We start from the raw sequence: 18,980 nt of genomic DNA on the forward strand, positions 1-18,980 counted from the left end.
AGCGCCTTTTTTTATTCAGCGAATTTGTCGGCTGGTGTTAAAAATTTCCGCTATCAATCAGTGGGCAAACTGTCACTCTGTGTGATTGGTATATGCTTGGTGTATTGGCAAGAAACGAAGGAACGACGATAACAATGATTCTGATAATTTATGCTCACCCGTATCCCCGGCATTCGCATGCCAATCAGCGCCTGCTGCAGGCGGTGAGGGATCTCCCCGAGGTAGAGGTGCGCTCGCTGTATGAGCTGTACCCCGATTTCAATATCGATATCAACGCCGAGCAACAGGCGCTGGAGCGCGCCGACCTGGTGGTGCTGCAGCATCCGATGCAGTGGTACAGCTTCCCGCCGCTGTTGAAGCTGTGGATCGACAAAGTGCTGGAGCACGGCTGGGCCTACGGCCACGACGGCAATGCGCTGGTGGGTAAAGACTGCCTGTGGGCAGTGACCAGCGGCGGCGACGAGCACCACTTCGAGCTGGGCGACTTTCCTAACTTCGCTACGCTGGCGCAGCCGCTGCAGGCTACGGCGATCTATTGCGGCATGAACTGGCAACCTTATTTCGCCGTGCACAACACCTTTACCTGCAACGAGCCGGCGCTGCTCGCCGCCGGCGAAGCCTACCGCCAGCGGTTGGTTGACTACCTGATGGAACATGCCGAAGCGGAAACCCGGGAGGCCAGCCATGGATAACCATCACATGATGATCGAGGGACTGATCTACCTCGGCTCCGCGGCGCTGTTCGTGCCGATCGCGGTGCGACTGGGGCTGGGCTCGGTGCTTGGCTACCTGATCGCCGGCTGTATTATCGGCCCCTGGGGGCTGAAGCTGGTGTCGGATGCCGAGTCGATCCTGACCTTCGCCGAGATCGGCGTGGTGCTGATGCTGTTTATCATCGGCCTGGAGCTGGATCCCAAGCGGCTGTGGACGCTGCGCGCCTCGGTGTTCGGCGGCGGCAGCATCCAAATGGTGGGCTGTGGCCTGGCGCTGAGCGCCTTCTGTTACTTCCTCGGCCTCAACTGGAAGGTGGCGCTGCTGATCGGTTTGACGCTGGCGCTTTCATCTACCGCCATCGCCATGCAGGCGATGAGCGAACGTAATTTGACGCCGTCGCCAATCGGCCGCAGTGCGTTTGCGGTGCTGCTGTTCCAGGATATCGCGGCGATCCCGCTGGTGGCGATGATCCCGCTGCTCGCCAGCAGCGGCGCCACCACCACGCTGGGCGCTTTCGTACTGTCGGCGGCCAAGGTGGTGGGCGCGTTGACGATGGTGGTGCTGCTCGGCCGCTACGTCACCCGCCCGCTGCTGCACTTTGTCGCCCGTTCGGGCATGCGCGAGGTGTTCAGCGCCGTGGCGCTGTTCCTGGTGTTCGGTTTTGGCATCCTGCTGGAGATGGCCGGACTGTCGATGGCGATGGGGGCGTTCCTCGCCGGGGTACTGCTGGCGAGCTCGGAATACCGTCACGCGCTGGAGAGCGATATTCAGCCGTTCAAGGGGTTGCTGCTGGGGCTGTTCTTTATCGGCGTTGGCATGTCGATTGACTTCGGCACCCTGTTCCATCACCCGCTGCTGATCGCCTCGCTGCTGCTGGGCTTTATGTTGATCAAGGCGGCGCTGCTGTGGCTGATTGGGCCGCTGCTCGGGGTGCCGAAGCGCCAGCGCGGCCTGTTCGCCATTCTGCTGGGCCAGGGCAGTGAGTTTGCCTTTGTGATTTTCAGCGCCGCGCAGCTGGCCGGCGTATTGCCGGTCGAATGGGCCAAATCGCTGACGCTGGCGGTAGCGCTGTCGATGGCGGCCACGCCGCTGTTGTTGGTGATCGCCGCGCAGCTGGAAAAAAATGCGCCGAAAGAGGAGCGCCCGGCTGACGTCATCGACGACGAGAATGCCAGCGTGATCATTGCCGGCTTCGGCCGTTTCGGCCAGATCGCCGGCCGTTTGCTGTTGGCCAACGGCGTGCACACCGTGGTACTGGATCACGATCCGGACCATATTGAAACGCTGCGCAAATTCGACACCAAGGTGTTTTACGGCGACGCCACGCGGGCCGATCTGCTGGAGGCCGCCGGCGCCGCTCACGCCAAGGTGCTGATCAACGCCATCGACGATGTGGAAGACAGCCTGGCGTTAACCGAGCTGGCCAGGCAGCACTTCCCGCATCTGAAGGTGGTGGCGCGGGCGCGCGACGTCGATCACTGGTATCAGCTGCGGCAGCTAGGGGTGGAAAAACCGGAGCGCGAAACTTTCGAAAGCTCGCTGCGCATCGGCCGTGAAACGCTGGAACTGCTGGGGCTGGACGCCTATGAGGCGCGCGAGAAGGCGGACACGTTCCGCCGCTATAACCTGAAGATGCTGGAAGACACGCTGGAGAATTATCAGGATACTGAATTCCGTATCGCCAGCCTGCAGCGAGCCAAGGAGATGCTCAGTGCGGCCATCGAGCAGGATCAGAATCGGCTGTCGCGGGTGCAGCAGACCGGCTGGCGCGGCAGTATCGACGGCAAGGCGCCGGAAGATGAGGTGGTGGAAGCCAAAGGATAACAGCAGGGGCGCCGTAATGGCGCCCCGTTTTTTTGCTTAGCTCAACGCGACCTTGATCCCTAAGGCGATCAGCATGCCGCCCAGCAATTTGTCGACGACCTTCTGCGTCTTTTCCAGCCCGCGGCGCACCGGCCCGCTTTGGATCAGGAACACCAGCAGCGGCCACCAGATGACCGACAGGCCGAGAATAATCCCCGCGTACCACAGCTTGTCGCCCAGGCCGGAATCGATCTGCAGCACCTGGGTAAATACCGCCAGGAAGAACAGGGTGGCTTTCGGGTTCAGCAGGTTGCACAGGTAGCCTTGCGCAAAGGCGCTCTTCAGGCTGACCTGCTGCTGCGGCAGATTGCTGACGTTCATTTTGCCGCCGCCGCGCGACAGCAGCGCCTGGATGCCGATCCACACCAGATAGACCGCCCCGGCGTATTTCAGCAGGTTAAACAGCCACGGCGTGGTGGTGATCACCACCGCCAGCCCGGCGACGCAGTAGGACATGTGGGTGGCGACACCGCATATCACGCCGAATGCGGTCATCATGGCGGCTAGCCGAGGATAGCGGGCGGCGTTTTTGATCACCAGGAAAAAATCCGGGCCGGGGGAGAGCATGCCGAGGGCGGCAATGCCGGCGACGAACAGCGAAGTTTCAAGCATGGGAGCGTCTCGCGCAAAAGACAGAGTTCTGGCGATAATAACGCCGCTTCCTCTGATGCGCATCAACCCAATGAGGTATTGTTAGGCTCTATGATAATAATTCATCTACCGCCAGCGACGGAGCACCATGCAGCAGACTACCGCCACAGAGAGGCCGGAGCCGCACCGGCAACAGCGTGAAATTACCCGCTTGTGCATTCAATGCGCGCTGCTGCTGTTGCAGCACGGCGCCGAGAGCACGGTGGTGGAACAGCTGTCGACCCGCCTGGGGTTGGCGCTGGGGATGGACAGCGTGGAAAGTTCAATCTCCGCCAATGCGGTGGTGTTGACCACCCTCAGCCACGGCGCCTGCCTGACCACCACCCGCAAGAATGTCGATCGCGGCATCAATATGCAGGTGGTGACCGAAGTGCAGCATATCGTGATCCTCGCCGAGCATCGCCTGGCGGATGCGCACGACGTGGCGCGTCGCTTTGAAAGGATCCGGCCGCTGCGCTACCCGCGCTGGCTGGTGGTGCTGATGGTGGGCCTGTCCTGTGGATGTTTCAGCATGCTCAACGGCGGCGGCGGCGACGCCTTTTTGGTGACCTTTATCGCCAGCGGCGCGGCGATGCTGGTGCGCCAGATCCTCACCGCCCGCCAGATGAATCCGCTGATCAATTTTTGCCTGACGGCGTTTGTCGCTACGTCGATATCTGGGCTGCTGCTGCGCCTACCGGCGTTTAAAGAGACCTCGAGCGTGGCGATGGCCGCCAGCGTGCTGTTGCTGGTGCCGGGCTTCCCGCTGATCAACGCAGTGGTCGATATGTTTAAGGGGCACGTCAACACCGGGCTGGCGCGCTGGGCGATGGCCAGCCTGCTGACGCTGGCGACCTGCATCGGGGTGGTGATGGCGATGTCGCTGTGGGATCTGCGGGGGTGGTCATGAATCTGCTGTGGGCATTGTTGCAGGAGATGCTGTTGGCGGCGGTACCGGCGCTGGGCTTCGCTATGGTGTTCAACGTACCGCTGCGTGCGCTGCGCTATTGCGCGTTGCTCGGGGCAATCGGGCGCGGCTCGCGCATGTTGATGATGCACGCTGGCATGAATATCGAGTGGGCGTCGCTGCTGGCGGCGATCCTGATCGGTATCATCGGCATCTACTGGTCGCGCTGGCTGTTGGCGCATCCGAAGGTATTCACCGTGGCGGCGGTGATCCCGATGTTCCCCGGCATTTCCGCCTATACCGCGATGATAACTGTGGTAGAGATCTCGCATCTTGGCTACAGCGAAGCCTTGATGGAGACCATGATCACCAACTTCCTCAAGGCCAGTTTCATCGTCGGCGCGTTGTCGATCGGCCTGTCGTTACCGGGCCTGTGGCTGTATCGCAAACGCCCCGGCGTGTGAAATTTCCCGGCGGGCGATCGTTGGTTATTAGATATGCTGATAAGAGCTATCTTATATATTCATCTTGCTTGATTAGCCTATCGACGGCACTCAGGCCTTTACGTATAGTGTCACCAATTTTGCTGCCTACACAGGGTTAAACAATGATTATCAGCCTGATCGCTGCCTTGGCGGCGGATCGCGTTATTGGCATGGAAAACGCCATGCCGTGGCACCTGCCGGCGGACCTGGCGTGGTTTAAACGCAACACGTTGAATAAGCCGGTTATTATGGGCCGCAAGACCTTCGAGTCCATCGGCCGCCCGCTGCCGGGCCGCCACAATATCGTTTTGAGCAGCCGCCCAGGCAATGCCGCCGGGGTGACTTGGGTGACCTCGCTGGATGAGGCGCTGGCCGCCGCGGGTGAGGTGGAAGAAGTGATGGTGATCGGCGGTGGGCGCATCTATACCCAGCTGCTGCCGCGCGCCGATCGCCTGTACCTGACGCACATCGACGCCGAAGTCGGCGGCGATACTCACTTCCCGGATTACGAGCCGGACGAGTGGGAAACCACGTTCAGCGAATTCCACGACGCCGACGAGCTGAATTCGCACAGCTACTGCTTCGAAATCCTGCAGCGCCGCTGATTTCAGCGCGTTAGCCAGCTATCCCCGGGGGCGCAAGCAATTGCGCCCCCGGTCTTTTTGCGCCGGTCATTCGTAACCTTTCCGTCACATTACCTGATTAGTATGAAGCCCAACTCCGAGCGCCACGGCAACTCTGGTGAATCTTGACCGCGGCGCCATAACTAAAAAGGTAACTACGTTATGACCAAGCAAATTGAGCAATTAGACGCCGACCGCCTGATCGATCCCACTCGCCGCAAGCTGCTGCTCGGCAGCGCCGGCGCCGTCGGCCTGGCCGGTTTTCTCGGCGGCGGCATCTGGTCGGTCTCCGCCGAGGCGTTAGCCGAGGATCTGCCGCCGAACACGCTGCTGGGTTTCCGGGGCATCGCCGCGTCCACCGCCGATGAAGTGACGATAGCGCCAGGCTACCGCGCCGAGGTGCTGATCTCCTGGGGCGAGCCGCTGGTGGACGGCGCGCCGGCCTTCGATCCGCAGGGCAACAACAGCGCCGCCGATCAGGAAAAACAGTTTGGCGACAACAACGATGGCATGAGCTTCTTCCCTATCGATGACAATCACGGCGTGATGGCCATCAATAACGAATACGTTAACGAGCAGTACCTGTTCGCCCACGGCGGCGCCAAGGCCACCAGCCTGGAAGAGGTGCGCAAATCGCAGGCGGCGCATGGCGTCTCCATTGTCGCGGTCAAGCGGGTCGGCGACGGCCAGCGCTGGGCGGTGGAGCGCCCGTCGCGCTATAACCGCCGCATCACCGCCAACAGCGAGATGCAATTCAGCGGCCCGGCCGCCGGACATCCGCTGTTGCAGACCGCCGCCGATCCGAGCGGCCGCAAGGTGCTGGGCACGTTCGGCAATTGCGCCAACGGCAAGACGCCGTGGGGCACCTACCTGACCTGCGAGGAAAACTTCGACACCTATTTCGGCACCCGTCAGGCCGATTATCGAACCACGCCGGAACAGAAGCGCTACACGCTGAAGGTCAACGAACCGGAGCGCAACTGGCCGGACTATGACGAACGCTTCGATGTGGCGAAGAATCCCAACGAATTCAACCGCCACGGCTGGATCGTCGAGATCGATCCGTTGAATCCGACCTCGACGCCCATCAAGCACACCGCGCTCGGCCGCTTCAAACATGAAAACGCGGCGGTGACCGTGGCCAAAGACGGCCGTCTGGTGGTGTATATGGGCGACGACGAGCGCGGTGAACATATCTATAAGTACGTTTCCAAAGGCGTGGTCGACGCCGCCAATCCGGCCAACAATCGCACGCTGCTGGACGAGGGAACGCTGTACGTGGCGCAGTTCGACGGCGACGAAGCCGGCACGCCGCTGAAGGGCAAAGGGCGCTGGATTGCGCTCGAGTTCGGCAAGAACGGCCTGACGCCGGAGAACGGCTTCCGCGACGAGGCCGAAGTGCTGATCTTCGCCCGCAAGGCGGCGCAGCAGGTCGGCGCCACCAAGATGGATCGCCCTGAGTGGATCGCGGTCAACCCGCATGACGGGCGCGCGTACTGCACGCTGACCAACAACAGCAAGCGCGGCGAGGAAGGGATGCCGTTGAACGCCGCCAACCCGCGACCGAACAATATCTACGGCCAAATCATTCGCTGGGACGAGGGCGGCGACGCCACCGCCGACGTCTTCGCCTGGGACATCTATGCGTTGTGCGGCAACCCGATCGCCCACCCCGAAGGCGTCAACCGCGGCACGCCGAATATCACGGCGGAAAATACCTTCAACAGCCCGGACGGGCTGGGCTTCGATCGCGCCGGCCGCCTGTGGATCCTCACCGATGGCAAGTACAGCAACAAGGGCGATTACGTCGGGCAGGGCAACAACCAGATGCTGGTGGGCGATCCGGTCAGCGGCGAGATCCGCCGTTTCATGGTGGGGCCAAAGTCCTGCGAACTGACCGGCATCACCTTCACCCCGGACTACAAGACGATGTTCGTCAACGTACAGCATCCGGGAGAAGAGGGCGATTCGCACTTCCCGAACAACAGCCCGCGCCCGCGTTCATCGGTGTTGATGATCACGCGTGAAGATGGCGGAGTGATTGGAGCGTAAGGCGGCAATCAATACAGAACAAAGGCGGCCACCGGGCCGCCTTTATCGTTTCAGGATGCGGCTAATCTGCCGGCGTGGTCAGGCGCTTCGCCGCGATTGGCGGGCTGCGTGAAGTAACGGCGGTCTTCCCAGCGCAGCATCGTCAGATCGCCGCCCCAGCAGCAGCCGGTATCCAGCCCGATCACGCCCTCCGGCGTACCCTTGCCTTCCAGCGAGGCCCAGTGGCCGAAGATGATGGTGTATTCCGGATCCACCAGGCGCGGCAGCTCGAACCACGGTTTCAGCGGCGCCGGCGCGCTGCCCGGCGCATCTTTGCAGATCATGTCGAGCTGGCCGTTGGGGAAGCAGTAGCGCATGCGCGTCAGCGCATTGGTGCTGAAACGCAGGCGCGCCAGGCCGCTCAGCTCCGGCGCCCAGTTGTTCGGCATGTCGCCGTACATGGCGTCGAGAAACAGCGGGTAGCTGTCGCTGCTCAATACCGCTTCCACTTCGCGCGCGCACATTTTCGCGGTGTCGATATCCCACTGAGGGGTGATACCGGCGTGCGCCATCACCAGCTTTTGCTCATCATCCACCTGCAGCACCGGCTGGCGACGCAGCCAGTTGATCAGCTCGTCGGCGTCCGGCGCTTCCAGCAGCGGGGTGATGCGATCTTTGGGTTTGTTGCGGCTGATGCCGGCGTAGACCGCCAGCAGGTGCAGATCGTGGTTGCCCAGCACCATGCGCACCGCCGGGCCGAGCGAGCGCACATAGCGCAGCACGTCCAGCGAGGCGGGGCCGCGCGCCACCAGATCGCCGGTCAGCCACAGTTGATCGCGCTCGGGATCGAAAGCAGCCTGAGCCAGCAGCGACTTCAGTTCATCGAAACAGCCGTGAACGTCGCCGATAAGGTATGTCGACATAGTTAATGGATCAGCGTTGGAATGGCTAAGCGGAACACGGGAATAGCGGTGCGGAACGGCTGACCCTGATGGTCCACCATTTCGTAATGGCCTTCCATGGTGCCCAGCGGCGTTTCCAGAATGGCGCCGCTGGTGTACTGAAACTCGCCACCGGGCGGAATGACGGGCTGTTCGCCGATCACGCCTTCGCCCTGGACTTCGGTCTGACGGCCGTTGCTGTTGGTGATCAGCCAGTAACGGCCCAACAGTTGCACGTCGGTCCGCCCCAGATTGCGGATGGTGATGGTATAGGCGAAGACGTAACGCTCTTCTTCAGGGATCGACTGTGATTCCACATAGATGCTCTGAACCTGAATACACACGCGGGGCGAATCAATCATGACAACAACTCCTTATTGCTGCGGCGCCGGATTGGCTGACAGCCAGTTCGCCAGCTTGCAGTACTGCGCCACAGAAATATTTTCTGCTCTGAGCGAAGGATCGACGCCCAGCTCCGTCAGCTGCTCCGGCGTGAACAGGTCGCCCAGGCTATTGCGGATGGTTTTCCGCCGCTGGTTGAATGCCTGCGTGGTGATGCGGCTCAGCATGCGCACGTCGCCCACCGGGTTCGGCAGCTCGGTGTGCGGCACCAGACGCACCACGGCGGAATCGACCTTCGGCGGCGGCGCGAACGCGGTCGGCGGCACTTCCAGCACCGGAATGACGTTGCAGTAGTACTGCGCCATCACGGTCAAACGCCCGTAGGCCTTGCTGTTCGGACCGGCCACCAGACGGTTGACCACCTCTTTTTGCAACATAAAGTGCATGTCGCGGATTGCCTGAGTATAGCTGAAAAGGTGGAACATCAGCGGCGTCGAAATATTGTACGGCAGGTTACCAAATACGCGCAGCGGTTGGCCAGCTTCCTCGGCCAGTTCGGCGAAATTCACCGTCATGGCGTCCTGCTGGTGGATGGTCAGCTTGTCTTTCAGCCGCGGGTGGTTCTCCAGCCGGGTGGCCAGATCGCGGTCCAGTTCGATCACCGTCATGCGGTCCATGCGCGCGCCGACCGGCTCGGTCAAGGCGCCGAGGCCGGGGCCGATCTCGACCACCGCTTCGCCCGGCTGCGGGTGAATGGCGGAGACAATGCTATCGATGACAAACTGATCGGTTAAAAAGTTTTGTCCAAAGCGTTTGCGGGCAAAGTGCCCTTGGTGGACTCTGTTATTCATTACAATTAATTATCATTTTAATGGCGAGATTCAGGGCCGTTTGGAAACTGCCGACATCGGCGGTGCCGGTGCCGGCCAGTTCCAGAGCGGTACCGTGGTCGACCGAGGTGCGTATGAAAGGCAAACCGAGGGTGATATTCACCGCGCGGCCGAACCCTTGGTATTTTAGCACCGGCAGCCCCTGATCGTGATACATCGCCAGCACCGCATCGGCATCTTGCAGATATTTGGGCTGGAACAGGGTGTCCGCCGGCAGCGGGCCGACAAGATGGATGCCGTCAGCGCGCAGCGCGTCGAGCGCCGGGATGATGGTGTCTATCTCTTCGCGCCCCATATGGCCGCCTTCCCCGGCGTGGGGATTCAGACCGCAGACGTAAATGTGCGGCTGGGCGATGCCAAATTTGGTTTTCAGATCGTGGTCGAGGATGCGAATGACTTCGAATAGGCTCTGCTGCGTGATGGCGCCCGGCACCGCCAGCAGCGGCAGGTGGGTGGTCGCCAGCGCCACGCGCAGCTCTTCGGTCGCGAGCATCATCACCACGCGATCGCAGCGGCTGCGATCGGCAAAGAATTCGGTATGGCCGATAAACGGCACGCCGGCGTCGTTGATCACGCCCTTGTTCACCGGGCCGGTGATCAGCGCCGCGAACTCGCCGTTCAGGCAGCCGTCGCAGGCGCGCGCCAGGGTTTCCACCACGTAGGCGCTGTTGCCGACGTTCAACTCACCGGCGGTAACCGGGTGAGCGAGCGGGACCGGCAGCACGGTCAGCGTGCCGGCGCGTTGCGCTTCGGCCGGTTGCTGCGGCTGGTAGTCGCGCAGCGTCAGCGGCAGGCCCATACGCTTGGCGCGTTCAAGCAGCAGGGCCGGATCGGCGCACACCACCAGCTCAACAGGCCAATCCTGTTGCGCCAGCGCGGCTACCAAATCCGGCCCCACCCCGGCGGGTTCGCCGGGGGTAATGACGACGCGTTTATTGCTGTGCATCGCTGCCATCGAGGATCTTCACGTAAGCCTGGGCGCGCTGTTCCTGCATCCAGGTCTGCGCTTCTTCAGCGAACTTACGGTTGAACAGCATACGGTAAGCACGGTCTTTTTGCGCAGCGTCGGTCTTATCCACCTGACGGGTATCCAGCAGCTGGATCAGGTGCCAACCGAAGGAGGAGTGGACCGGCGCGCTGATTTCACCCTTGCTCAGCTTTAGCAACGCATCGCGGAAGGCCGGATCGTAGATGTCCGGGGAAGCCCAGCCCAGATCGCCGCCTTGCATCGCAGAACCCGGATCTTGCGACAGCTGTTTGGCTTCGTCGGCAAACTTGGCGCGGCCGCTCTTGATCGCTTCCGCCACGGATTGCAGTTTGGCGCGAGCCTGGTCGTCGGTCAGCACCACTGAAGGTTTCAGCAGGATGTGACGGGCGTGCACTTCGGTGACCGACACCGACTGGCTGGCGCCGCGAATGTCGTTCACTTTCAGGATGTGGAAGCCGACGCCGGAACGGATTGGGCCGACGACGTCGCCTTTCTTGGCGCTCACCAGACGTTCCGCGAACAGGGTCGGGATTTCTTGCAGTTTGCCCCAGCCCATGTTGCCGCCTTTCAGCGCCTGAGAGTCGGCGGAGTAGGTGATCGCCAGCTTGCCGAAGTCGGCGCCGCTGTTGATCTCACCCACCAGACGTTTGGCCAGCTCTTCGGCTTTGTCGACCTGCTGCTGCGACGGGTTTTCCGGCAGCGGGATCAGGATGTGGCTGATGTTCATTTCGGTGTCGCTGCCGTTCTGTGCGCCCACCTGTTTGGCCAGTGCGTCCACTTCCTGTGGCAGGATGGTGACGCGGCGGCGCACTTCGTTGTTACGCACTTCGGAGATCAGCATCTCTTTGCGGATCTGCGCGCGGTAGGTGTTGTAGTTCAACCCTTCGTACGACAGGCGGCTGCGCAGCTGATCGACGCTCATCTTGTTTTGCGCGGCGATGTTGGCGATCGCCTTGTCCAGATCGGCATCGGACACGGTGATGCCCATTTTCTTGGCCATCTGCAGCTGGATGTTATCCATGATCAGGCGTTCGATGATCTGATGGCGCAGCGTCTTGTCGTCCGGCAGTTGCTGGCCGGCCTGCTGGGCGTTGAGCTTGACTGACTGCAACAGACCGTTGACGTCGCTTTCGAGTACCACGCCGTTATCCACGACGGCGGCGACTTTATCCACTTCTTGGGGTGCTGCGAACGCGGCATTGGCGCAAACCACCAATCCGAGAATAAGCGTTCTCCAGTTCTTCATACATTTCCCATTATGTAATCCGCAAATGCGGGTGAAAGTTCTCGTTTTCAAAGTGTTGCAAAGCGTCAGAATGCGCGCTGATACGGCAGAATGCCGGAGCGCAGCATTTCTGCGGAGCCGAGACTATGATCGCTGCTCAGGCCGCGCAGTTCGACGTTGAACGAAACTCTGTTGTCGTAAACGCTGGTATTGTTGCTGTTGTTCCAGTCGGTGATCTTGCGCTCATAGCCCAGCGTCACCGCCCAGCAGCAGGTGTTGTACTTCAGCCCCACCAACTGATCGGCGGATTGTTTGGCGCGGGTGTCGTAGTAGTACGCCCCGACCACCGCCCAACGATCGGCGATCGGCCAACTGCCGGTGATGCCCACCTGCGAGATGCCGTCCTGGAAGGCCGGAACCGTTTTGGTGTTCAACGCCGTCTGGATATATTCCGGCGTGGCGTAACGGTAGTTCAACTGCACCACGCGCTCGGCGTCCTGGCGGTATTCCACCACGCCGTTGCCCAGCGAGACGCTGTTCAGGCGGGTGTCGTACTGCAGGCCGCCGCGCAGGCCCCAACGATCGTCGATTTTCCAATAGGTATCGCCGGCCCAGGCTACGCTGCCGGTATCGTCGTTGTTGTCGTAACCGGTCATCTGGTCACCGGTACGCGAACGGCTGAAGTAGTAGATTTGACCCACGGAAGCGTTAAAACGTTCAACCAGGGCGTCATCATAAATGCGGGTGGTCAAACCGGTAGAGACGCGGTTCTGCGAAGCGATGCGATCCAGGCCGCTGTAGGTGCGATCGCGGAACAGGCCGGAGTAGTCGGTCTGCAGCAGCGTGGTGTCGTAGGTGTAGATGTTGCTCTGGTCGCGGTACGGCACATACAGGTACTGCACGCGCGGCTCCAGCGTCTGGGTAGCGCCCTCGGCCCAGATCATCGGCCTCTCGAACACCAGCTTGCCGTCGACTTTGAACTGCGGCAGTACGCGGTTGACCGAATCATCGAGCTCCGGCGCGGCAGCGTTTTTGCGGCTCTGGTAGTTGGCAGCGAAACCGTCAGGAATATCCTGCTGGTAGTGGGTCGCCATCACCTTGGCTTCGGTGTTCAGGCTGGCCCAGCCGTTAGTGAGCGGCAGACTCAGCGTCGGCTCCATGTGCAGACGGGTGGCGTCAGGGCTATATGGGTTGACGCTGGTGAACTTGGCCGCCTGGCCGTAAATATGGAAGTCGAACGGGCCGAGGTCGTTCTTGTAGTAGTTCAGGTCCAGCTGCGGCTGAACTTTATACGAGTCCGACTGTGAACGATCGGTGTCGTCGTAGATCTGGAACTGCTTGGAGCTCAGCGTGGCGTTCCAGTTTTCGTTGGCGTAGCCGAGGCTGAATTTCTGCGTGGCGTAGCCGTCGGTGGTGGAACCGTATTTGGAGTCCAGATCGGTGAAGTATTTGGAATCGCTGACCTTGGTGTAGTCGACGTTGAAGCGCCATACCTGATCCATGACGCCGTTATGGTTCCAGTAGAACAGCCAGCGTTTGTTGTCGTCATGATCTTTGCCGTATTCCTTGTCGTCCGGCAGCCAGTCGAACTCCATCAGGCCGAGGCCCGGCTGCACCAGATAACGGAACTCGGTCTGCCACTGCAGGCCGCGCTTGGACATATAGTGCGGCGTGATGGTGGCGTCGTAGTTCGGCGCGATGTTCCAATAGTACGGCAACATGAACTCGAAGCCATTGTTGCTGCCGTACTTGGCGTTCGGGATCAGGAAGCCGGAACGGCGCTTGTCGCCGACCGGCAATTGCAGGTACGGGCTGTAGAACACCGGCACGCCGCCGATGCGGAAGCGGGCGTTCCAGATTTCCGCCACCTGCTCTTCGCGATCGTGGATCACTTCGGAACCGACCACGCTCCAGCTGTCGTCGCCCGGCAGGCAGGAGGTAAAGGTGCCGTTTTCCAGGATGGTGTAACGGTTGGCGCCGCGCATTTTCATCTTGTCGGCGTCGCCGCGACCCTGACGGCCTACCATCTGGTAGTCGCCTTCATAGACGTCGGTATCTTTGGTATTCAGGTTCGACCAGGCCTTCGGGCCTTTCAGTTTGATCTGATTGTCGCTGTAGTGCACGTCGCCGGTAGCGGTGACGGTGCGCACCGGATCAGTCTGGCCGGGGTTTTCCGTCTGGTTCAGCTCAACTTCTTTGGCGGTCAGGGTGCTGTTACCCTGCTCGATATGCACGTTGCCGCTGAACAGAGCGCTTTTCGGGTAGTCGGCGCGCGAGTCATCGGCATTGATGGTCACCGGCTGGCTGTTCGGATCGCCGCTGACCAAAGGCTTGTCGTAAACGGGAACGCCAAGCATGCATTGCTCGGCCAGATCAGCCAGCGCATGCTGACTGTAGAGTGCCGTCCAAATCATCGTGGCCAGCAGTGTTGGGAAACTTTTTTTCATACGCGGTTTTGGTGTTCCGTCATCAGAGGCGTCGTGTCCGGCAAACGGTCAGAGACTATATTACTCATCTGCGTTGCGCTAGTGCTAAATCCAGCCGTTTACTTGCGTCGTCGTTAGGCGCAAAGATAAATGACAGGTATGATAATCCAAATTCTAGGAAAAATCGCCTGCGCCCTTTCCTGAAACGGAGGAGAGCGGGCGGCTTTCGGCATGATAATTGAGGAGTATATGCAGTATTGGGGAAAACTGCTCGGCGTCATCGTCGCCATCTGGTCTGGCGCGGGATTCTGGGGTGTAGTTCTGGGGCTGATTATCGGTCATATGATCGATACGGCGCGCAGCAACAAGCGCAGTCGGGGGTTTTTCACCGACCAGCAAACGCGGCAAACGCTGTTTTTCCGCACCACTTTTCAGGTGATGGGCCACCTGACCAAATCCAAAGGACGCGTCACCGAGGCGGATATTCAGATCGCCAGCCTGTTTATGGATCGCCTTCAGCTGCACGGCGAAGCGCGCACCGCGGCGCAGCAGGCGTTCCGCGAGGGCAAACAGAGCCAGTTCCCGCTGCGTGAGACGCTGCAGCAGTTCCGCAGTATCTGTTTCGGCCGCTTCGATCTGATTCGGATGTTTCTGGAAATTCAGATACAGGCGGCGTTCGCCGACGGCTCGCTGCACCCGAACGAACGTCAGGTGCTGTATGTCATCGCCGAAGAGCTGGGCATTTCGCGCGCGCAGTTCGATCAGTTCCTCAGCATGATGGAGGGCGGGCGTCAGTTCGGCGGCGGTCAGCAGGGCGGGTATTCGCAGGGCGGCTATCAGCAGGCTCAGCGCGGCCCGACGCTCGACGATGCGTGCAAGGTGCTTGGCGTGCGCAGCAGCGACGATGCCGCCACCATCAAACGCGCCTACCGCAAGCTGATGAGCGAACACCATCCGGATAAGCTGGTGGCGAAAGGCTTGCCGCCGGAGATGATGGAAATGGCCAAGCAGAAAGCGCAGGAGATACAGGCGGCGTACGACCTGATCAAACGCGAGAAAGGTTTTAAATAAGCGATGCAAGCGGGCCCGGCATGCCGGGCCCGTTTAACATGGGGCTCAGAAATCCGGCTCGGCGCGAAAGTGCATCGGCGTCTGGAAGGCGGGGTGGGTGATGCGCAACTCCTGCGCGTGCAGCTGCAGCCGCGGCGCCATCGCTTTGGCTTCCGGCGGGGCATAGAAACCGTCGCCGAGGATCGGGTGTCCCAGCGCCAGCATGTGCACCCGCAGCTGGTGCGAGCGGCCGGTGATCGGCGTCAGCTTCACGCGGGTGCTGCCGTCGGCGTCGCGCGACAGCACCCGATATTCCGTCTGCGCCGCTTTGCCGGTGTCAAAACACACTTTTTGCAGCGGCCGGTTCGGCCAGTCGCAGATCAGCGGCAAATCCACTAACCCTTCATCATGCGCCATATGTCCCCAAACGCGGGCGATATAGGATTTCTTCGGTTCGCGTTCGCGAAATTGACGCTTCAGCTCACGCTCGGCGGCCTTGTTGAGCGCCACCACGATCACCCCGCTCGTGGCCATATCCAGCCGGTGCACCGATTCGGCGGCCGGATGATCGGCCTGAATGCGGGTCATCAGGCTGTCTTTGTTTTCCGGGGCGCGGCCGGGTACCGACAGCAAGCCGCTGGGCTTGTTGACCACCATGATGTGTTCATCCTGATACAGGATGTGCAGCGGGTCCTGCGGGGGATTGTAGGGTTCCATCTTGGCTCCGCGAAAAGGGCCGAACGGGGAGACGGTGGCCTCCCCGCATCGCGCCGGTTATTGGTGGGTGACCACCACCAGTCGAATGGCGTCGAGACGCCAGCCGGCTTCATTGAGGTTGGCCAGCACCTGACGGCGGTTGAACTCCAGCGTCTCGACTTCGTCGTCGCGGATGTTCGGGTTGACCGCCTTCAGCGCTTCCAGACGCGCCAGCTCTGCGCTCAGCTTGTCGTCCGCCTCTTGCTTCGCCTGTTCGATAAGCTGGCGCGCCTGCGCTTCCACCAGGCTTTCCGCCTGCTGCAGCATGGCGTGCACGTCTTGTTGCACGGCATTGACCAGCTTGCTGGAGGTGTGGCGGTTGACCGCGTTCAACTGGCGGTTGAAGCTTTCGAACTCGACCTGCGCCGCCAGGTTGGTGCCCTTGCGATCCATCAGCATGCGGATCGGCGTCGGTGGCAGGAAGCGGGTCAGCTGCAGGTGTTTCGGCGCCTGGGCCTCCACCACATAGACCAGTTCCACCAGCAGGGTGCCAACCGGCAGCGTTTTGTTTTTCAACAGGGACACCGCGCAGCTGCCGGTATCGCCGGACAGGATCAGATCCAGGCCATTGCGGATGATCGGGTGCTCCCAGCTGACGAACTGCGCGTCTTCGCGCGACAGCGCCTGATCGCGGTCGAAGGTCACGGTGCAGCCGTCCTGCGGCAGGCCCGGGAAGTCCGGCACCAGCATATGGTCGGACGGCGTCAGCACGATCAGGCTGTCGCTGCGGTCTTCCTGATTGATGCCGACAATGTCGAACAGGTTGAGCGCGAAGCCTACCAGGTTGACGTCGTTATCCTGCTCGGCGATGGCGGCGGCCAGCGCCTGGGCTTTGTCGCCGCCGTTGGAGTGCATCTCCAGCAGACGGTCGCGGCCTTGTTCCAGCTGCGCTTTCAACTGATCGTGCTGCTGGCGGCAGGCGTGGATGAATTCGTCCAGGCCTTCCTGCTCGGTCGGCGCGGCCAGATAGCCGATCAACTGCTCGTAGCAGCTGTCGTAGATGGTGCGGCCGGTCGGGCAGGTGTGTTCGAAGGCGTCGAGCCCTTCGTGGAACCAGCGGCCCAGCACCGCCTGTGCGGTGTGCTCCAGGTAAGGCACCATGATTTGGATATCGTGCATCTGGCCGATACGGTCCAGACGGCCGATACGCTGTTCCAGCAGATCCGGGTTGAACGGCAGATCGAACATCACCAGCTGGCTGGCGAACTGGAAGTTGCGGCCTTCGGAGCCGATCTCGGAACACAGCAGCACCTGCGCGCCTTCCTCTTCGGAGGCGAAGTAGGCGGCGGCGCGGTCGCGCTCGATGATCGACAGCCCTTCGTGGAACACCGCGGCGCGGATCGCTTCACGTTCGCGCAGCACCTGCTCCAGCTGCAGCGCGGTGTCGGCTTTGGCGCAGATCACCAGCACTTTTTCGTTACGGTTGGCCAGCAGGTAATCCAGCAACCATTCGACGCGCGGGTCGAAGTTCCACCAGGTGGCGTTTTCGCCTTCGAATTCTTGGTAGATCTGCTCCGGGTACAGCATGTCGCGCGCGCGCGCTTCGACGGATTTCTTGGCGCCCATGATGCCGGACACTTTGATCGCGGTCTGATACTGGGTTGGCAACGGCAGCTTGATCTGGTGCAGGTTGCGGTGCGGGAAGCCCTTCACGCCGTTGCGGGTGTTGCGGAACAGCACGCGGCTGGTGCCGTGGCGATCCATCAGCATGGCCACCAGCTCCTGGCGCGCCTGCTCGGCGTTGTCGCCTTCGCTGTTGGCCGCTTTGAGCAGCGGTTCGATGTCCTGCTCGTCGATCAGCTCGCCCAGCAGGTTCAGCTTGTCGTCGGCCAGGCGTTCACCGCTCAGCAGCAGGGTGACGGCGTCGGCCACCGGACGGTATTTCTGCTGTTCGGCGACGAACTCGCCGTAGTCGTGGAAACGGTTCGGATCGAGCAGGCGCAGGCGCGCAAAGTGGCTCTGTTGGCCCAGCTGTTCCGGGGTGGCGGTCAGCAGCAGCACGCCAGGGATATGCTCGGCCAGCTGTTCGATCACCTGATATTCGCGGCTCGGCGCTTCTTCGCTCCAGGCCAGGTGGTGCGCTTCATCGACCACCAGCAGATCCCACTGGGCGTCCGCCAGTTCTTCCAGGCGCTGCTTGTTGCGGCGCACGAAGTCCAGCGAGCAGATCACCAGCTGTTCGGTCTCGAACGGGTTGCTGCTGTCGAGCTTGGCTTCGGCGTAGCGGCTGTCGTCGAACAGCGAGAAGTAGAGGTTGAAGCGGCGCATCATCTCCACCAGCCACTGGTGCTGCAGCGTTTCCGGCACCACGATCAGCACGCGTTCGGCGCGGCCCGCCAGCAGTTGCTGGTGGATGATCATGCCGGCTTCGATGGTTTTGCCGAGGCCGACTTCGTCCGCCAGCAGAACGCGCGGCGCATGGCGCTGGCCGACTTCATGAGCGATGTGCAGCTGGTGCGGGATCAGGCTGGCGCGCATGCCGCGCAGGCCGGCGAACGGCAGGCGATACTGCTCGCTCTGGTATTTGCGGGCGCGAAAACGCAGCGCGAAACGATCCATGCGGTCGATTTGGCCGGCGAACAGGCGATCCTGCGGCTTGCTGAAGGTCAGTTTGCTGTCCAGCAGCACTTCGCGCATCGCCACGCCGCTTTCCTGGGTGTCCAGGCGGGTGCCGATATAGGTCAACAGACCGTTTTCCTCTTTCACCTCTTCCACCTGCAGCTGCCATCCCTCGTGGCTGCTGACGGTATCGCCCGGGTTGAACATCACGCGGGTGATCGGCGAATCATTTCTGGCATAGAGGCGGTTTTCACCGGTGGCGGGGAAAAGCAGGGTAACCATGCGCGCGTCCAGCGCCACGACGGTGCCCAGTCCTAATTCGCTTTCCGTGTCGCTGATCCAGCGTTGACCAAGAGTAAAAGGCATATATTGTCGGCTCGATTCTTTGTAAGTAAGTCTTGTTACCGGGCGGGAAGGGCCGCGGCACCTGTACTGAACATCGGTTAATCCCGGTTTGTTTTAAATTTGACGGGCAATAGCCGTTCACGCCATGCAGACGTCGCGAGACGGCAGGGCTAAGCGTGGTTCAGTTTTGGGAAGGGCGCTATGG

Annotated in this window: 16 protein-coding genes; 7 read left to right on the forward strand and 9 right to left on the reverse strand. The window is 61.2% G+C overall.

What is annotated here, in order from left to right; translation table 11 throughout:
* Nucleotides 1-134 precede the first annotated feature (134 nt).
* Complete coding sequence (gene kefF / locus ACSJLU_RS03475; RefSeq protein WP_025301534.1) at nucleotides 135-692, forward strand: glutathione-regulated potassium-efflux system oxidoreductase KefF; 558 nt, start codon at nucleotides 135-137, stop codon at nucleotides 690-692.
* Nucleotides 685-2,538 carry a glutathione-regulated potassium-efflux system protein KefC gene (gene kefC / locus ACSJLU_RS03480; protein WP_025301535.1) on the forward strand — a complete coding sequence of 618 codons (1,854 nt, stop codon included), beginning with the start codon at nucleotides 685-687 and terminating at the stop codon, nucleotides 2,536-2,538. Before kefF ends, kefC begins: the two co-directional genes overlap by 8 nt.
* A 36-nt stretch (nucleotides 2,539-2,574) precedes the next feature.
* Here kefC and ACSJLU_RS03485 read toward each other — a convergent pair whose 3' ends face one another.
* On the reverse strand, nucleotides 2,575-3,189 hold the full coding sequence (locus ACSJLU_RS03485; protein ID WP_025301536.1) for a LysE family translocator: 615 nt from the start codon (nucleotides 3,187-3,189) through the stop codon (nucleotides 2,575-2,577).
* A gap of 127 nt (nucleotides 3,190-3,316) precedes the next feature.
* On the opposite strand from ACSJLU_RS03485, the gene ACSJLU_RS03490 reads away from it, so the two are divergent.
* The 4 genes from ACSJLU_RS03490 (at nucleotide 3,317) to ACSJLU_RS03505 (ending at nucleotide 7,274) form a co-directional block, all read left to right on the forward strand.
* On the forward strand, nucleotides 3,317-4,117 hold the full coding sequence (locus ACSJLU_RS03490; protein ID WP_439041060.1) for a threonine/serine ThrE exporter family protein: 801 nt from the start codon (nucleotides 3,317-3,319) through the stop codon (nucleotides 4,115-4,117).
* Nucleotides 4,114-4,578 (forward strand): threonine/serine exporter, encoded by a 465-nt coding sequence (locus ACSJLU_RS03495; protein ID WP_015376621.1) that lies wholly within the window; start codon nucleotides 4,114-4,116, stop codon nucleotides 4,576-4,578. The genes ACSJLU_RS03490 and ACSJLU_RS03495 overlap by 4 nt, the downstream gene beginning before the upstream one ends.
* A 143-nt stretch (nucleotides 4,579-4,721) precedes the next feature.
* A complete protein-coding gene (gene folA / locus ACSJLU_RS03500; protein WP_025301539.1) occupies nucleotides 4,722-5,204 on the forward strand; it encodes a type 3 dihydrofolate reductase in 483 nt (160 codons plus the stop codon).
* A gap of 180 nt (nucleotides 5,205-5,384) precedes the next feature.
* Nucleotides 5,385-7,274, forward strand: a complete 1,890-nt coding sequence (locus ACSJLU_RS03505; protein WP_049207251.1) for a PhoX family protein — start codon at nucleotides 5,385-5,387, stop codon at nucleotides 7,272-7,274.
* 50 nt (nucleotides 7,275-7,324) lie between these two features.
* Here ACSJLU_RS03505 and apaH read toward each other — a convergent pair whose 3' ends face one another.
* The 6 genes from apaH to lptD form a co-directional block, all read right to left on the reverse strand.
* Nucleotides 7,325-8,176 carry a bis(5'-nucleosyl)-tetraphosphatase (symmetrical) ApaH gene (apaH, locus tag ACSJLU_RS03510; RefSeq protein ID WP_043135986.1) on the reverse strand — a complete coding sequence of 284 codons (852 nt, stop codon included), beginning with the start codon at nucleotides 8,174-8,176 and terminating at the stop codon, nucleotides 7,325-7,327.
* 2 nt (nucleotides 8,177-8,178) lie between these two features.
* Nucleotides 8,179-8,556 (reverse strand): Co2+/Mg2+ efflux protein ApaG, encoded by a 378-nt coding sequence (gene apaG, locus ACSJLU_RS03515; RefSeq protein ID WP_016929119.1) that lies wholly within the window; start codon nucleotides 8,554-8,556, stop codon nucleotides 8,179-8,181.
* Between the two features lie 12 nt (nucleotides 8,557-8,568).
* Nucleotides 8,569-9,387, reverse strand: a complete 819-nt coding sequence (gene rsmA / locus ACSJLU_RS03520; protein ID WP_025301542.1) for a 16S rRNA (adenine(1518)-N(6)/adenine(1519)-N(6))-dimethyltransferase RsmA — start codon at nucleotides 9,385-9,387, stop codon at nucleotides 8,569-8,571.
* Complete coding sequence (gene pdxA, locus ACSJLU_RS03525; RefSeq protein ID WP_380826549.1) at nucleotides 9,380-10,381, reverse strand: 4-hydroxythreonine-4-phosphate dehydrogenase PdxA; 1,002 nt, start codon at nucleotides 10,379-10,381, stop codon at nucleotides 9,380-9,382. The genes rsmA and pdxA overlap by 8 nt, the downstream gene beginning before the upstream one ends.
* Complete coding sequence (surA, locus tag ACSJLU_RS03530; RefSeq protein WP_025301544.1) at nucleotides 10,359-11,660, reverse strand: peptidylprolyl isomerase SurA; 1,302 nt, start codon at nucleotides 11,658-11,660, stop codon at nucleotides 10,359-10,361. Before surA ends, pdxA begins: the two co-directional genes overlap by 23 nt.
* Nucleotides 11,661-11,725: 65 nt before the next feature.
* Nucleotides 11,726-14,086 carry an LPS assembly protein LptD gene (lptD, locus tag ACSJLU_RS03535; RefSeq protein WP_043135981.1) on the reverse strand — a complete coding sequence of 787 codons (2,361 nt, stop codon included), beginning with the start codon at nucleotides 14,084-14,086 and terminating at the stop codon, nucleotides 11,726-11,728.
* A gap of 228 nt (nucleotides 14,087-14,314) precedes the next feature.
* Between lptD and djlA the strand changes: the two genes are divergently transcribed.
* Entirely contained in the window at nucleotides 14,315-15,136 is an 822-nt protein-coding gene (gene djlA / locus ACSJLU_RS03540; protein ID WP_025301546.1) for a co-chaperone DjlA, read from the forward strand.
* Nucleotides 15,137-15,181: 45 nt separating this feature from the next.
* On the opposite strand, the gene rluA is transcribed toward djlA, so the two are convergent.
* Together rluA and rapA are read right to left on the reverse strand one after the other, a co-directional pair.
* On the reverse strand, nucleotides 15,182-15,832 hold the full coding sequence (gene rluA, locus ACSJLU_RS03545) for a bifunctional tRNA pseudouridine(32) synthase/23S rRNA pseudouridine(746) synthase RluA (protein WP_043135978.1): 651 nt from the start codon (nucleotides 15,830-15,832) through the stop codon (nucleotides 15,182-15,184).
* Between the two features lie 57 nt (nucleotides 15,833-15,889).
* Complete coding sequence (rapA, locus tag ACSJLU_RS03550; RefSeq protein WP_439041061.1) at nucleotides 15,890-18,796, reverse strand: RNA polymerase-associated protein RapA; 2,907 nt, start codon at nucleotides 18,794-18,796, stop codon at nucleotides 15,890-15,892.
* Nucleotides 18,797-18,980: the final 184 nt, after the last annotated feature.

It is taken from the genome of Serratia bockelmannii (assembly GCF_051803255.1).
GTDB lineage: Bacteria > Pseudomonadota > Gammaproteobacteria > Enterobacterales > Enterobacteriaceae > Serratia > Serratia bockelmannii.

Bases quoted from the DNA above. Each gene is read 5' to 3' on its own strand.
- kefF (WP_025301534.1), top strand. From the start codon at position 135: ATGATTCTGATAATTTATGCTCACCCGTATCCCCGGCATTCGCATGCC.
- ACSJLU_RS03505 (WP_049207251.1), top strand. From the start codon at position 5,385: ATGACCAAGCAAATTGAGCAATTAGACGCCGACCGCCTGATCGATCCC.
- rluA (WP_043135978.1), bottom strand. From the start codon at position 15,832: ATGGAACCCTACAATCCCCCGCAGGACCCGCTGCACATCCTGTATCAG.
- pdxA (WP_380826549.1), bottom strand. From the start codon at position 10,381: ATGGCAGCGATGCACAGCAATAAACGCGTCGTCATTACCCCCGGCGAA.
- ACSJLU_RS03490 (WP_439041060.1), top strand. From the start codon at position 3,317: ATGCAGCAGACTACCGCCACAGAGAGGCCGGAGCCGCACCGGCAACAG.
- lptD (WP_043135981.1), bottom strand. From the start codon at position 14,086: ATGAAAAAAAGTTTCCCAACACTGCTGGCCACGATGATTTGGACGGCA.
- folA (WP_025301539.1), top strand. From the start codon at position 4,722: ATGATTATCAGCCTGATCGCTGCCTTGGCGGCGGATCGCGTTATTGGC.
- rapA (WP_439041061.1), bottom strand. From the start codon at position 18,796: ATGCCTTTTACTCTTGGTCAACGCTGGATCAGCGACACGGAAAGCGAA.
- djlA (WP_025301546.1), top strand. From the start codon at position 14,315: ATGCAGTATTGGGGAAAACTGCTCGGCGTCATCGTCGCCATCTGGTCT.
- rsmA (WP_025301542.1), bottom strand. From the start codon at position 9,387: ATGAATAACAGAGTCCACCAAGGGCACTTTGCCCGCAAACGCTTTGGA.
- ACSJLU_RS03485 (WP_025301536.1), bottom strand. From the start codon at position 3,189: ATGCTTGAAACTTCGCTGTTCGTCGCCGGCATTGCCGCCCTCGGCATG.
- kefC (WP_025301535.1), top strand. From the start codon at position 685: ATGGATAACCATCACATGATGATCGAGGGACTGATCTACCTCGGCTCC.
- surA (WP_025301544.1), bottom strand. From the start codon at position 11,660: ATGAAGAACTGGAGAACGCTTATTCTCGGATTGGTGGTTTGCGCCAAT.
- apaG (WP_016929119.1), bottom strand. From the start codon at position 8,556: ATGATTGATTCGCCCCGCGTGTGTATTCAGGTTCAGAGCATCTATGTG.
- apaH (WP_043135986.1), bottom strand. From the start codon at position 8,176: ATGTCGACATACCTTATCGGCGACGTTCACGGCTGTTTCGATGAACTG.
- ACSJLU_RS03495 (WP_015376621.1), top strand. From the start codon at position 4,114: ATGAATCTGCTGTGGGCATTGTTGCAGGAGATGCTGTTGGCGGCGGTA.